Genomic DNA, 15,402 nt, shown 5'->3' with positions numbered 1-15,402 from the left:
TTGCTATGAAGACATCAGTAGAAATGCTGGAAAACACTGATCTGTATCAGTTTACGGATGAAGGAAACAGCTGTCAGATACTAGATCCGGCAACGCCAAGACACTGGTATAATTATTTATGGAATGAAGACCGGTATTGTGCCCAGATTTCCCAGACCGGTCATGGCCGGAGCTATTTCCTCAGCGAAAAAGCAGATATGTGCATGATTAATCAAAATGATGCCAGATATGTATATTTAAGAGATGATGAAAGTGGAAGCTGCTGGAACATTGGAAAAGGACCATTAAATGCGGAAGTTGAAAATTACAGCTGTACACACAACATCAGCTACTCAGAAATACGATCAGAAAAAGATGAAATAGAAGGCTCCTGGAGAATTTTTGTTCCCCAAAAGGGACTTTATGAAATGTGGACAGTGACGCTTTGTAATAAGGGAGAACAGGAACGTAATCTCAGTATGTTTTCGGCTGTCAGCTTTTCGCTGGAAGGATTTTCTTATCCAAGATACTACGAAATGTACCGTTGTATGAATACTGGTTTTCAGTCAGAATTAAATGGAATTTACTGTGATTCCGCACATCCGTTTGCCCCACATGAGTATTATCACGGATTTCTGGCTTCTACGGAACCAGTATATGCTTATGATGGAGATTTGACGAAATTCTGTGGCTCGTTATCGACCTTAACAATGCCGGATGCATCTGCATGTGCGTTATTTCAGCGGCCAGATGTAGTGGTACAGGGAAGAGACTGCACGAATTCAGAAGCTGCACTTTTTATCCTTGGAGGAGTGCTTCAGCATAAAATTCAGTTACAGCCAGGTGAGAAAAAAGAAATTCATGTGCTGTTCGGAATCAGCCAGTCATGTGAAAAGGCGATTGAAGTAGTAGAACAGTACGGATCAAACCCGGAAAAAGTACAGCAGGAATTTGAAAAAGCAGCAGCATACAATTATGAAAAAATCAGTTCTCTGTCAATTAAGACACCGGATGAAAAAATAAACCATATTATGAATAACTGGGTGAAAAAGCAGGCTGATTTTTGTATTGTCGGGAAAAAAGGAGTCCGGGATAATCTGCAGATCGCAGTCGGACTTTTGAACTACAGACAGGAAAAAGCAGAAGAAGAGATTATAGAGTGTCTGAGACATCAGTTCCGTGATGGGCATGCGGTACTGACCTGGTATCCTTATGATGATACCCGTTACTCAGATCAGCCATTCTGGATCATCTGGGCAGTATGTGAACTGATCAAAGAAACTGGTAATCTGGCATTGCTGGAAAAAAAGACAGCCTGGCAGGATGGTGGGGAAGCTACAGTGCTGGAGCATGTGAAAGCAGCTGTTGACCGACTGATTGCAGATAAAGGTGAAAACGGTCTGGTTAAAATATTTTTCGCAGACTGGAACGACGCACTGAATGTTACAGATGATGAAGAGGCAGAATCTGTGATGCTTTCCCATCAGTTCTGTCTGGCACTTCGGGAACTGAAAAATCTGATGGAATATGCAGGTGATCATACATATGCACAGTTCCTGGAAGAAGAGTACAAAAAAATGAAATGCAGTATCAATCAGGCGGCATGGAATGGAAACTGGTATGCTAGAGCTTTGAGTAGAAAAGGAGATATAGGTACCAAGGACAGTAAAGGCAGTAAAATCTATTTGAATGCCCAGACCTGGGCTGTGTTGGCAGATGTAGCAGATGATGAAAAGCTGCCAGAACTGCTTCGGTCCGTTGATGAAATGGAGCGGGATTTTGGATTTCCATTGAACGATCCGCCTTACCAGATTTACGATGCCCATGTAGGAAGAATGTCAGGAATGCTTCCCGGATTGTTTGAAAATGGCGGTGTTTATTGTCACGCAACAGGATTTAAGATTCTGATGGATTGTAAGGTGGGAAGAGCATCAAAAGCATTGCAGACATTAAAGAAAATAATGCCTGACAGTGAGAAAAATCCTTCTTCACGTTCCGGTGCTGAACCTTATGTCTTTACCAATTGCTACTCTACACATCCAGGATATTACGGAAAGTCTTATCAGTCCTGGACTACAGGAACATCTGTCTGGTGCCTGATGGGAATATACGAAGGAATCATGGGTGTGAAGAGGGATTATGAAGGCTTAAAAATTGTTCCTTGTTTTCCGGCAGAATGGGAAAATGCAGAGATGACAAGACATTTCAGAGGAGCCGATTATCACATTGTGATTCAAAATCCACAGCATGTGGAGAACGGAAAAGGAAGTCTTTTTGTAGATGGAAAGCCGTGCCTGGAATCTGTATTGCCAGATTTCAGAGATGGAAAGATGCATGAGGTCGAAGTGAAAATTTCACAGCAGTAACCAGTAAGGAGCAATAGAGAGAATGAATCAAAAAAAAGTTGCAGAAAAAATAGTAGAAGAATCTGTGGTACTGCTAAAAAACGAAGATAATCTTCTTCCATTTGTCGGACAGAAAGATGTGGCATTCTTCGGAAGAGCACAGATTGGAATGCTGTATTCCGGAAACGGTTCAGGTGGGGCTCATATTGCCGGCTGTCCTACGATTCTTGACGAGTGTGAAAAAAACAGTATTATTCCGGAAGCTTTATTAAAGGGATTCTACACATATAAGCTGAAAGAGGAAAAGGTTTCTGAAGAGGATACTTTTGACTGGACGAAAGTAAATGAGGCTATGAACTGTGGAATCATGTATGAAATATTTGGAAAGTACCGTGCTCCGCTTAAAGAATATGAAGTGCCAGAGTATCTGCTTCAACAGGCAGCGGAAAAAACAGATACCGCAGTGATCGTTCTGGGAAGAAATTCCGGTGGTGAGGAATGTGACCGGCATTTGACAGAAGACTATTACCTGACAAGGGAAGAAGAAAAACTGGTAGACATAGTATGCAGTCAGTTTACCAAAGTTGTGGTTATATTAAATGTAAATGGTCTGATCGATCTGGCATGGCTGAAAAAGTATGACAGCATCAAAAGTGTATTGTTTCTTGGAATTCCCGGGGAAAGAGGTGCGGTTGCCCTGGGCAGAATTCTTTCTGGAAAAGTGAACCCATCTGGAAAAATGACAGTGACTATTGCAGAAGATTATAACGACTATCCTTCATCTGCACATTTTTCATGGGATAAGGAACATCCGGATCAGATCATGACGTATGAGGATTATGGATTATCCGCAGAGGAAAATGGCAGCAGGGGATTTGAGAAAAGTCCTGTAACGGTTTACTGGGAGAACATTTATGCAGGTTACCGGTATTTTGATACTTTTCAGAAAAATGTGTTATTCCCATTTGGATACGGATTATCATACACGACATTTGAAATTACAGAAACAGGTACCCAAAAGAAAAAAGACGGTATAAAAGTTGTTGTCCGTGTGAAAAATACAGGAGCTGTGCCGGGAAAAGAAGTAGCCCAGGTCTATTGGTCAAAAATGGATCAGGAAGGATGTGAGCATCCGATGCAGGCTCTGGGAGGTTTTGAAAAAACCTCTCAGCTGGCTCCTGGTGAAGAGGAAGTGCTTAGCATTACAATTCCATGGAAAGAACTGGCGGTATATGAAGAAGAGCGAGCCGCATGGGTGCTGGAAAAAGGGGAGTATGCACTGCGTGTGGGAAACTCTTCCAGAAATACGGTCTGTGGAAAATTTATGCAAACAGAACAGGATTATGTTCTGGAGCAATGTGAGAATTGCCTGATGTTAGCATCCTGTAACTGTGGAAAGCTTAAATTTTTAACAAAGGATAAAAAACCTGATGGAACGACGAAAATAGCGGACGTAATAGAGAGAACAGAGAGAGTAGATACAGTTAAAAAAGGAAATCAACAGAAAAAAGCAGCAGAAGTACATAACTGTAAAGTGCAAACAAGAAATTTTTCTGGATTTTCCATAGAAGAACTGGCTGCCCTTTGTGTGGGATACGGACCTGGAATTCCTTTTGCAGCAGCAGGAGATCTGAGTAAACCTTCTACAATTTTAGATGAAAACGGGACACCTCTGACCACGAACAGCCATCCGGTTGGATATGCCGGATATGTTTCTCCTGCGATTGAGGAAAAGGGTATCAAGTCTGTTTTTTATAAAGACGGACCAGCTGGAATCGGAGAGACAGCATGGCCAACGGAAATGCTGATCGCCTGCGCATTTGACAAAAAACTCTGGTATGAATTTGGAAATGCTATAGGGGAAGAATGCGAGAGAAAGCAAGTGGATATATGGCTTGCACCAGCTGTAAACTTACACAGGAATCCTCTTTGCGGAAGAAATTTTGAATATTTTTCAGAAGATCCTTATTTAACTGGAATATGTGCCTGTGAGATAACCAAGGGTGTACAGGAGAATCATCCGGTGCTGGTATGTCCGAAGCATTTTGCAGTAAATGAGCAGGAAACATTCCGCAGGGGAAGCAGCAGAAAAAATTATGATGCAGTAGATTCGATCCTGACAGAGCGCACAGCCCGGGAAATTTATTTAAAGCCCTTTGAGATGCTGGTTCGTGATGCTAAGGTTGCGTGTATTATGACATCTTTTAATAAGATAAATGGTATTTTTGCAGGAGCAAATAAAGATCTGTGCACCCATATTCTTCGTGAAGAATGGGGATTTGAGGGAGCTGTGGTAACCGACTGGGGGGATATGGATATTGTAACAGACGGAGCAGATGCTGTTGCTGCTGGAAACGATATTGTCATGCCAGGAGGCCCTCCTGTAATTGCCCAGATATTAAAGGGGGTACAGGAAAAGCGTGTGACTCGCAGAGAGCTTGAGAATGCAGTCAGCCATCTTCTGGATATGACCAGCAAGGTAACCCCATAATTTGGAATCCTCACGAAAGAAAAAGTGGGAACCGGAAAGGAGGAGATTATTATGAAACAAAATCCGAAGACAATTAAACAGATTCTCAATATTTCTTTTCTTTCTGTATCTATCCCGGCTCTTATCCTGCTTCTTGTGCTGACCTGCTATACTATCAGCAGGCAGATTCATGCGGATCAGTCAGATACGGAAATCCAGCTGTCGCAGGTTACAACTCATATGGAAGAAGTTTTGAAACGATCGGAAACTCAGCTTAATAATCTTGTTGTACCCGGCTCTCCTTTTCATTCGTTCCATTATAGTAACACGCAACTGGAAAAGTACCAGAATGCCTATACAATCTTACAGATCCTGCGTCCGATTCTGACGCAGGATTCCTGCCTTGGAGGATTTTTTCTGTACAGCAAAGAAAAAAGTGATAATTGTTATTATCCTTCCTTCCAGCAACATTATTCCTATGAAGACCAGAAACTGCTCAAGGATTACTTTATGCAGCCGATTCATCTGTCAGAAGAACGCAATCGCTGGATTCCATTTATGCTTTCAGACCGGGTGGTACTGATCCGGATGATCGGGTATGACACTACTATTTGTGCTGTTATGGTGGATCCGTCTCTGGATAATTTCTCATTGTTCGCGGGTATGTCTGATTCGGATATGCATCTTTTTTATGCATCTTTGGAAGGAACACCTTATACCTCAGAATTTGTCACCAGGAAACTGCTATTTCCATATGAAGATAATCCTGTCAGAAAAATAACCCTTGATAAAAAAACATATCAGTTTATCAGTTCACCAGTGGGAGAATATAATCTACAGCTTTGCTGCATTTTTCCATACAAGGGAATCTGGTCACATATGAATTTATTCCAGAAAGTATTGATTTCTTGTATGATCGCATTGCTTTTTTCAATATCCCTGATTGGAATGTATCTGTACAGAAAATTGATTTATCCAATTAATACGCTTATGGAAACTATGCAAAAAGTTGGAAACGGAAACTTATCGCTGCGTGTAAATGACAATTATGATCTGCTGGAACTGCAGCGCTTTGGTCAGACCTTTAATGAAATGTTGACTAAAATCAATGATTTAAAACTGGAAGCATATGAAAAGAAACTGGATTTAAAGCAGGCACAGCTGCAGTATCTTCAGTTGCAGATCCGTCCTCATTTTTATCTCAACTGTCTGAAAAGCCTGTATGGCATGGCAGAAAAGAAACAATACGGCGAGATCCAGGAAAGCATTCTGGCTCTTTCAGAATATTTCCGTTATATCTTTCGAAATAACATTGAACTGGTCAGTCTGGAAGAAGAAATTCACTCTGTATCCAGCTATATTAAATTGCAACAGCTATATTTTTCTTGTTGGCCGGAGCTTGGAATTGATATCTCGGCAGATACAACAGATGTTTTGGTTCCTCCTCTGTCAATTCTTACTTTTGTAGAAAATAGTATCAAGCATTGTCAGGATCGATCTCATATTAAGATACAATTGAAGACTGCTCATGTATCTATAGAGCAGCAGGATTATCTGAATATTACAATTTCAGACAATTGCGGAGGTTTTCCTTTAGAGGCTCTGAATACACTGAACCATCTGGAAGAACATGATTTTTTGTATAAAGACTACAATGTAGGAATTTATAACATATATTATCGCATGAAGATGATTTACGAAAATCAAAGCACTCTGGCATTTTATAACATAGAAAACCAGGGATGTGTGGAACTTCTGATACCTTTTCGGGAAAGGAAGATAGAATCATGAATATTTTATTAGTAGATGATCAGCCAAGTGTACTCTCTTCATTAAAATCAGGTCTGAATTGGAGTGCTCTTTTGGTACATAATGTTTATACGGCGTTAAATGCATCCGAAGCCAGGGAAATTATTCTTTCCCACCCTATTGATATTCTGTTAACAGATATTGAGATGCCAAAGGAAAGTGGATTATCCCTTCTTCGCTGGTGCAGGGAGAATCATTACCAGTTTGAATGTATTTTTCTGACTTCCCATGCTGATTTTTTCTATGCGCAGGAAGCAATTCAATTAGAAAGCTTTGATTATATTCTTCAGCCGGCAAGATATGAAGACATTGAATCTGCTATTAAACGGAGCATAAAAAGAATTCAGGAAAAAGAACAGCAGCAGACCTGGCTGAATTTTGGAAAAGCAGCTTTACCCCAGAAAAATGCTTTGTTGAAAGGTCTTTTAAATGACTGGTTTATGGGAAAGGAAACGGATCTTGACCAGGTGCTTCACTTTCTTCAGGAAATGAAGATTCCGGTTTCAGCTGGTTCAGACGTTTATCTCTTGTGGGTTCAGATACAACAATGGCATTCCTTTCCAGTAGCTTTTGAAGAATGGCGCCAAAGTACAGAAGAAATATTCAGAGATTTTTTCTCTCCGTTTCAACATCAGATATTGTCTTATTTTCCAGATAAAACGTCTATTGGAATACTTATTTACAGCCTGGAAAATAAGTTAATGGATGCAGACGTGTATTATGCTCGGTTAAATATGATCTATTCCAGAATTACCAGGCAATTTTCCTGTTCCTGCGCGTTTTATACACGTCCCTCTTTCCAGGTAAGCGAGTTGTCCAGGACAGCTGCCGCTTTGCAGGAAGAAAGGAAAAATAATATCTGTCAAAGTTCTGGTATCTTTTTTTCTGATTCGGCAAGTGTTCCACAAACTATTACATACTGTGAACCGGAGTTATTGTCGCAATTCGAAATGTATCTTTCTGGCAATCAGGCGGGCAAAGCAGAGCAGGAAGCATTGTTGTATCTTCAATCCTTAAACATAAATAATAAACTGAATCACGATACTCTGGTTGAATTTTGCAAAAATTATTATCACTGCGCTTACAGTGCCGCGCGGAAACTGGAACTTCCGGCACATTCCTTACCGGCTTTTGAAGATGTGGCTGGAATCAGCAGTGCTGTTACACTGGAATCAGCTGCCGCTTATTTGAAAAAAATTACTTCTTTTTTTGTTTCGGCATGTTCAGAAACTGAAACATCCGATAACAGCCTGGCTATAATCGAAAAATATATCCGTGAAAATCTGGACTCTCCTTTACAGTGTGCACAGATTGCAAAAGCTGTCTATCTAAGCCCGGACTATATTTCGAGACTGTTTCACAAAGAAAAAGGAATGCCTTTGAAGGAGTATATTACATTAACCAAAATGAAGGCTGCAAAAAATCTGTTGATTACCACATCTTTGCCTGTCAGTCTGATCGCAGCTAAAGTTGGTTATGACAATTTTTCTCATTTCAGTAAAGTTTATAAAAAGGTTATGGGTACGACACCATCCTCGGAACGGAACGCGTAGAACGGAAAAAGAACAAAAATGTGCGGAAAAAGAACAAAAAATAATCAATAAAAAATAAGTAAACGTAAACAGAACAATACTGGATGCTTCTTTGATAGATTTAAATATGGCAGGGCGATAAAATAAAGAACAGAAAGAGGCAAAAGCATATGAGCACAGACAATGCATGGAAGCCTGCGAACATAAAATCTATTTCTGTGCAGAAGAGAGGAAAAAATGAAAAGAAAAAAGATGATGGCAGCAGTTCTTGCAGCACTAATGACATGCTCTGCATTTACACCGGCAGTAGCAGTAAAAGCAGATGATGATGTTGTAAAACTTAAAATCTGGGTGTTTGGCGAAGGCTCAACAGAAGAGTGCGAAAAAGTATCTGAGGCTCTTAGCGAAATCACCAGAGAGAAAATTGGAGCAGAAGTAGAAATCTATCAGACAATTGATACGGAAAAACTGAATCTTGCAATGACAAGTGGCGAAAAACTTGACCTGGTGTGTGCACATAATCTTGACCGTAGCGGACTGGTATCCTCTGGAATGCTTCTTCCGCTGGATGATCTGTATACAGAATATGCACCAGACGCAGCTGCCATGGTAAAAGAAGAAGATACCAAAGCATTGTATTTCGATGACCAGATGTATTTCCTTCCAAGCAATGGAGACAAAGCAAGAGCTTCAGGTGTCATGATGAGAAAAGATATTCTGGATGAGTTGGGAATCAATGCAGATGATATCAAAGGAATGGACGATTTTCATGATGTACTTGTAAAAGTAAAAGAGAATTATCCGGATTTATATCCGCTTGTTCCATCATGGGTTGGTGGCGGAATGCAGAAAACCTTCCACATTGATGATATTTATAATGGACTAGTTGTACTTGAAAATGGATTTGATCCAAGTGATACCACTATCACAAGCCAGTATGAGACACAGGAATGGAAGGATTTCTGTAATTATATGTACCAGTGGAACCAGGAAGGACTTCTGATGCCAGATGCTGCTACTTCCACAGATAACAGTCCGATGAGCACAGTTGGATTTGCTGATTATGAAAACCTGATTCCTGGTAAAGAAGCAGATTTCTCAAAAGGCAATGGACATGAATTTGTTTCAGCCCAGTTTGTAGAGCCTCTTAAAGATACAGAGCGTAATAAAGGTATCTGGTGTATTCCTGCAGGCTGTGAATATCCGGAAAAAGCAATGGAATTGTGGAACCTGCTTTATTCCGATAAGGAAGTAGCTACAATGGCTGCATATGGTATTGAAGGCGTTAATTATGAATGGGTAGAAGAAGGATCTGTTGTAAAGATTCCGGATGGTGTGAAAGACACTTATACTACATATGAGTGGGCATGGCCGAACTTAAATATTCTTCCAGTATTCGAAGGAAAAGATCCAGCTGTCCGTCAGGAACTTGAAGAGTTCAATGATAGTGCAGCACGTGCAACTTCTCTTGGTTTTGTTCTGGATACTTCTACAATTATGAACGAAATTACTGCATGTAATAACGTAAAGCAGAAGTATGAAACTCCTTTACAGTGGGGCGCATTAGATCCTGAAGAAGCAATTCCGGAATTCATTGAAGAACTGGAAGCTGCTGGTCTTAGAACCATTCATGAAGAGGCACAGAGACAGCTGGATGAATATCTGGCAAAACAGAAATAAGTAAAGGGAATAAAAAGGACAGGCCGGTTTCGTCCTGTCCTTTTTAAATGCACTTAGCAGTGCATGTGTTTGAATAGAAAAACGAGGAGGTTTGTTCATGAAAAGTAAAATGAGAAAAATCAGACGCTATTGGCCTTTGTATCTGATGATGCTTCCGGCTTGCATATATATTTTTATTAATAATTATGTGCCGCTGCCTGGCGTGTCACTGGCATTTCGTCAGTATAATTTCCAGAAAGGAATTTATGGAAGCCCATTTATCGGACTGAAAAACTTCAAATTTCTTTTTGCCAGCAAAGACGCATGGATCATTATGAGAAATACAATTGGCTATAATCTTATTTTTATTGTCTTAGGAACTGTGTGTGCAATTGCGGTAGCAATCCTTCTTTGCGAAATAAGATCAAAGATTTCGAAAAAAATATATCAGACCTGTATTCTGATTCCGTATCTGGTTTCGATGGTAATTGTCAGTTATCTGGTATTTGCATTCCTCAGTGAAGGAAACGGCTATATTAATACACAGATTCTTGCAAAATTGGGAATGAACAAAATTTCCTGGTACAATGAGCCGAAATACTGGCCTGTGATACTGGTAATCGTTAATTTATGGAAAAATATCGGGTACAACAGTATTATGTACTATGCAATGATTATTGCAATTGATAAGACTTACTATGAAGCAGCAAGAGTTGACGGGGCAGGAAGATGGCAGCAGATCCTACATATCACTTTGCCTGCGATTAAACCGACGATTGTAATTCTGACACTGATGAGTGTGGGAAGAATCATGTATTCTGACTTTGGTCTGTTTTACCAGATTCCGATGAATTCCGGAACACTTCTTGATGTGACAAATACAATTGATACTTATGTATATCGTGGTTTGATGCAGACAAATAACATTGGAATGTCTGCAGCAGCAGGAGTATATCAATCTGTAGTCGGATTTATACTTGTTATTACAGCGAATCTGATCGTAAAGAAAGTCGATCCGGAAAGCGCGTTGTTTTAAAAGGAGGCACCTATGTATAAAAACGAAAAAATATTCCAGTTTTTTGCCAATTTAATTCTTGCATTGCTGACAATATGCTGTGTGGCTCCGTTTCTTTTGATGATTTCCGCGTCATTCAGTTCTGAATCGGCACTGTCAGTATATGGTTATACTTTTTGGCCGAAAGAGTTTGATCTTTCTGCATACAAATATTTATTTTCCAGCACTGGTGCACTGTTAAAAGCATACAGCGTTTCTATTGGTGTTACGGTTGTGGGAACGGTTCTTAATCTGATCATGACAATTTTGATGTCATATCCGTTATCCAGAAAAGATCTTCCGGGCAGAAATATATTTGCTTTTTATCTCTTTTTCACAATGCTGTTTAATGGTGGTCTGATTCCCTCCTATATTATGTGGACAAGAAATTTCCATATTCAGAACACAATATGGGCATTGCTGATTCCCAATCTTTTACTGAATGCTTACAATGTAATTATGATGAGAACATATTTTACATCCAGTATCCCTATGGAAATTATCGAAGCTGCAAAAATCGATGGGGCGCGTGAAGGGACAATTCTTGTGAAATGTGTACTTCCTATGGCGAAACCAATTATTGCAACTGTTGCACTTCTGGTTGGTCTCGGATATTGGAATGACTGGATGAATGGTCTGTATTATCTGTCAGACGACAGCCTTTACAGCATTCAGGTATTGTTAACAAAGATTATGAGAAATATTGATATGATCAAACAGACTTCCGCGTCTGGTGTCAGCGTAATGGCACAGATTCCTTCTACATCAGTGCGTATGGCAATTGCATTTCTGGGAGTTTTGCCAATTCTGATTGCATATCCGTTTTTCCAGAAATTCCTGGTAAAAGGAATTACGGTTGGTGCTGTGAAGGGGTGAGATCATTATAGTTTCCCAAATAGAAACTATGATGACAAAAATAGAATTGCAAAAAATATTTTAAATAGTGTTAAAATAATATCATTGACAAGATGCATGAAAAGAAGCAGTGAAGTACTTTGTAAACATGCTCTAATGTCGAAGAAAAAAAGAAATTCAAAAGAGTGAAAACCATGCGTGTAAAATCAATACAGAACATTGACGGCTTTTTCAGAGCACTTGAGAAATGCCATGGAAGAGTGGAACTGATTACAGACGTGAAAGACGTGTTAAATCTTGCCTCCAAGCTGACACAGTATATTGGGCTTACCAGAGTATTCAGCAACCCGGACATAGAATCCTATGAGATCGTATGCTATGATGCAGAGGATTATGCTTTGTTGAAGGAATTCCTGGTTCCGGTTAAATAAAAGTGTTGGAGCCTGTTTGAAAAATTACATACGATTCAAAGTTAAAGGAAAGGCTGCGTTGTATAAAGAAGTTTCGTTTTACGAAGGAAATCTTTATACAATGCAGTTCTATTATGGTCTGTTTAGAGTTTGGTTTTCTTCCATATATCAATGCCCTCCAATCGTATGTTTTTATAATATAATAGCCGGTTGCTTTTCCAGCTGTCTCCGAATTATACGTTATTGGAAGGAAAGTATCAACGCAAAATTGCGCGGAAACATAAAGCGTCTATTAACTGCACAAATTTCTGGATTGTTTTTATAAAAAATATATCGTATGATACAACTAGAAGTTCAAAAATGTATACAGAAGGAGCAAAATAATATGGAGAATGTTTTTCACAGGGTGCGTATCAGAAAATATGAGGATAAGGCAGTAGAGAAAGAAAAAATCATACAGATATTGAAGGCGGGAATGCAGGCACTGAGTGCATGTAATCAGCAGCCATGGGAATTTTATGTAGTGACAGACAAAGAGAAAATACAGGAATTGTCAAAGGCAACCCCATATTCCGGATGTGCAGCAGAAGCCCCGGTTGTCATTGTACCGGTGTATCGCACGAAAGGTCTGGTTGTACAGGATATGGCTCAGATTGATATGGCTATTGCCCAGGAAAATATCTGGCTGGAAACGGATGCACTGGGACTTGGCGGTGTGTGGATTGGGATTGCACCGATGCAGGACAGAATGAACCTGGTTCATGAAATACTGAATCTTCCGAAAAATCTGGAAGTATTTTCTCTGTTTGCACTGGGGTATCCGGCAGAAATACGAGAACAGCAGAATCGTTTTGATGAAACAAGGATTCATTTTGTTGAATAACTTTGAACAGTCTTGTTTTTGGTATAGTAGGGACTAACTACAGATATTTCCCCTTGACAACCAGGCATATATCCTGACTTTTGCAGCTAAATGGATATAAAACACCCGTCAAACCCAGTAAATACAGGGCTTGGCGGTTTTTCGGCTTTGTCAGATTTTCATGGCGTTTTTTCTACTTTTTGGTCTTTGCTAAAACTTTTTTTATTTCTCCCAGAGTACGGATACGTTTCCCAAAATCAATATCTGTAACTCTTCCGATATCTTTTAGAACTTCATCGTAATAATCAAATAGATAGTAGTTTTGCTGGATTAAACTACATTCGGCTTTTGACAGAGATTCCAAAATGGTTCCGATGCTGTATTTTCTCTCCAGTTTATTTTCCAGTATTCTTGCGATTGTCAAAGCTACAAAACAGGTAAGGAAATGTGCTTCGATATGTTCTTTTGGCCAGACATACACGGGTCTGGCTTCCAGTTCACTTTTGGTTACTTTAAAAGATTCTTCAATTTTCCATAAACCTCGGTACATATCGATAATCTCGTCGTCAGATGTCTCCATTTCGCTGGTTAAGAGCATATAGTAACCATCCAGTGCTTCCTCCCCTCGGATTTTTTCTTCATCAATGTCCAGAACAGAAGAGGCGGTAAGGATTTTTCCGGTTTCTTTATCATAGTCAACTTTTTTGACGTATTTTGCAGCACCATAAGATATGGCTCTTGTATAATTCCCTGGATTTTTTGCCAGGTCTCTGGCTTTTGCCAGTGCAGCTTCACGCTCTGCTTTTGCTCGTTTGGCATATTTTTCACTCCAGAAGACAACCTGTTTCTCATTTACCTGCTTTTTTATCTTTTTGCCGGAAACAGAGGATACCTGGATCGTTCTTGGAGACTTGCGGGATTTCCGCTTGTATTCTGTACCAAGCCATTCATAACCTTCCTGTTCCAGAACATAGTCCTTGATGCTTTTTTCTGCGCCCCGGATGGACATACTGAAAACATATCCGTCATCAGTGGGCGTGTTGATCGTGTACCAGATGTTATCACCTGTTGTCATTCCTTTGTCAGCAACGGAAATGACTCTGCCAAGATCAAACTGTTTTTTGATGCGTCCAAAGTTAGGTCTGTAGGTCAGACAGTCATTGGTATTTCCGGGAAAAAGCTCATAAGTAATAGGAATTCCCTGATTATCCATGAAAAGTCCCATCTGCACAATTGGATTTGGACGATGTTCTTTTGAAACTCCTTTACGGAGAAAATCGGTTTGCTCATCTGTCTCAAAATAGTAGTTTGTAACATCATAATAGATGAGGCTGGTATCCCTGCCATAATTCTCTTTGATATGGTCATTTAGCCAGATCTGCAAGTTTTCCTTATGTTTGTCAAGGAAAGACAGACAGCGGTAAACATCGTCTAAAGAGTAGTCTGTTTTCTCAAAGAAATGTTCCCGGTCATCATAGGAAGATTTCTTTGAAGCAGGGAAAAGAAGTCTGGAATAGACCAGCATCTTCATGATGGTATTGGCATCATACTGTTCTTTTGAGTGGCGCTGCCGGTTCGTTAGGAAAGTATGGAGGTCAAGCTCATGATAGATCTGGCTCAGGGCGGCATAGCCGAAGTTTTTTTCTCAGATCGTCACCTATGCAAAGCCGGTCAGAATCATAAAAAGTAAAGTGGATGGGAGCCTGTCTGGCTGCTTTTTCAGCTTTTAGCTGCTCTACTCTTTTTTGAAAGTGGGCAATAGGGTCATTATACTTTTTTTCCAATTCATCCAGCCAGCCAATAGATTCTATTGTTTTCTGACGGGAGCATTTCTTAGCTTTATCGTAATAGGTGTCAACAATGGAAAGACGAATTCGACCATTCAGGTTAGGTGTTTTTTTGAGGTACATGGCAAGCATTCCGTTTCGTATAATATTTATTATAACGCAAAACGATATAAAACGCTAGTAAAACATGACTAATTTTTAAAAATAAAAAAGCCTGAAAGCAAGGAAACAAAAGGCTTTCAAGCAATAAGCGAACATATGTTACTGCAAAACTGTGGAGACCGGGTCTTATATCCCTTACCAACAGGCGGAAGGAGCTGGTGAACCAGTTGGAAAAGGAAATGGATGGTATTATTATGATAATGATGCAGGCACTTATCTGCCCTGGTAAGCATGAAGAATTAAACATAACAGTCAACACCATACAACACATATTGTAAAACGAAAACTTTGAAATCCTATATATTGTGAAATTGAAATATGATATTTACAACATATTGTATAATATGTAATTGTTTGGGTTTCCACAAAAGCACACGATTTCTCTTGAATTTCTGAAATGACCTGTATTATAATAGGATAATTAACGGCATATACCACAGCCGGTACCGCAGTGACCAAATGCCGTTTTCGGGGTAAA

General features: G+C 39.8%; 9 protein-coding genes and 2 pseudogenes. 10 read left to right on the top strand and 1 reads right to left on the bottom strand.

Translation table 11 applies throughout. From position 1 onward, the window contains the following. The first annotated feature begins 5 nt into the window (after positions 1–5). From H8S54_RS10530 to H8S54_RS10490, 10 genes and pseudogenes are all read left to right on the top strand, one after another. Positions 6–2,345 (top strand): GH36-type glycosyl hydrolase domain-containing protein, encoded by a 2,340-nt coding sequence (locus H8S54_RS10530; RefSeq protein ID WP_117854235.1) that lies wholly within the window; start codon positions 6–8, stop codon positions 2,343–2,345. Positions 2,346–2,367: 22 nt separating this feature from the next. Further along, a complete protein-coding gene (locus tag H8S54_RS10525; protein ID WP_117854234.1) occupies positions 2,368–4,815 on the top strand; it encodes a glycoside hydrolase family 3 protein in 2,448 nt (815 codons plus the stop codon). A gap of 51 nt (positions 4,816–4,866) precedes the next feature. Continuing rightward, positions 4,867–6,585, top strand: coding sequence for a sensor histidine kinase (locus H8S54_RS10520; RefSeq protein WP_117854233.1), 1,719 nt, complete (start codon positions 4,867–4,869; stop codon positions 6,583–6,585). Then, a pseudogene (locus H8S54_RS19365) lies at positions 6,537–6,914 on the top strand (response regulator); the annotation flags it as partial. The gene H8S54_RS10520 and the pseudogene H8S54_RS19365, both read left to right, overlap by 49 nt. A gap of 129 nt (positions 6,915–7,043) precedes the next feature. Further along, on the top strand, positions 7,044–8,156 hold the full coding sequence (locus tag H8S54_RS10515; protein WP_243176782.1) for a helix-turn-helix transcriptional regulator: 1,113 nt from the start codon (positions 7,044–7,046) through the stop codon (positions 8,154–8,156). 216 nt (positions 8,157–8,372) lie between these two features. Next, positions 8,373–9,815 carry an ABC transporter substrate-binding protein gene (locus tag H8S54_RS10510; protein ID WP_117854231.1) on the top strand — a complete coding sequence of 481 codons (1,443 nt, stop codon included), beginning with the start codon at positions 8,373–8,375 and terminating at the stop codon, positions 9,813–9,815. 97 nt (positions 9,816–9,912) lie between these two features. After that, the gene (locus H8S54_RS10505) at positions 9,913–10,830 is read left to right on the top strand and encodes an ABC transporter permease (RefSeq protein WP_118582788.1); all 918 of its coding nucleotides are present in this window, start codon (positions 9,913–9,915) and stop codon (positions 10,828–10,830) included. A gap of 12 nt (positions 10,831–10,842) precedes the next feature. Continuing rightward, the gene (locus H8S54_RS10500) at positions 10,843–11,724 is read left to right on the top strand and encodes a carbohydrate ABC transporter permease (RefSeq protein ID WP_117854229.1); all 882 of its coding nucleotides are present in this window, start codon (positions 10,843–10,845) and stop codon (positions 11,722–11,724) included. Positions 11,725–11,897: 173 nt separating this feature from the next. Next, positions 11,898–12,134 (top strand): polya polymerase, encoded by a 237-nt coding sequence (locus H8S54_RS10495; protein WP_117854228.1) that lies wholly within the window; start codon positions 11,898–11,900, stop codon positions 12,132–12,134. A gap of 364 nt (positions 12,135–12,498) precedes the next feature. After that, on the top strand, positions 12,499–12,996 hold the full coding sequence (locus tag H8S54_RS10490) for a nitroreductase family protein (protein ID WP_117854227.1): 498 nt from the start codon (positions 12,499–12,501) through the stop codon (positions 12,994–12,996). 172 nt (positions 12,997–13,168) lie between these two features. Here H8S54_RS10490 and H8S54_RS10485 read toward each other — a convergent pair. Further along, a pseudogene (locus H8S54_RS10485) lies at positions 13,169–14,885 on the bottom strand (IS1634 family transposase). Positions 14,886–15,402 lie beyond the last annotated feature (517 nt).

This window comes from Blautia segnis, assembly GCF_014287535.1.
Lineage (GTDB): Bacteria > Bacillota > Clostridia > Lachnospirales > Lachnospiraceae > Blautia_A > Blautia_A acetigignens.
Note: the sequence above shows the minus strand (reverse complement) of the source record. Positions and strands in the feature narration are given on the sequence as shown.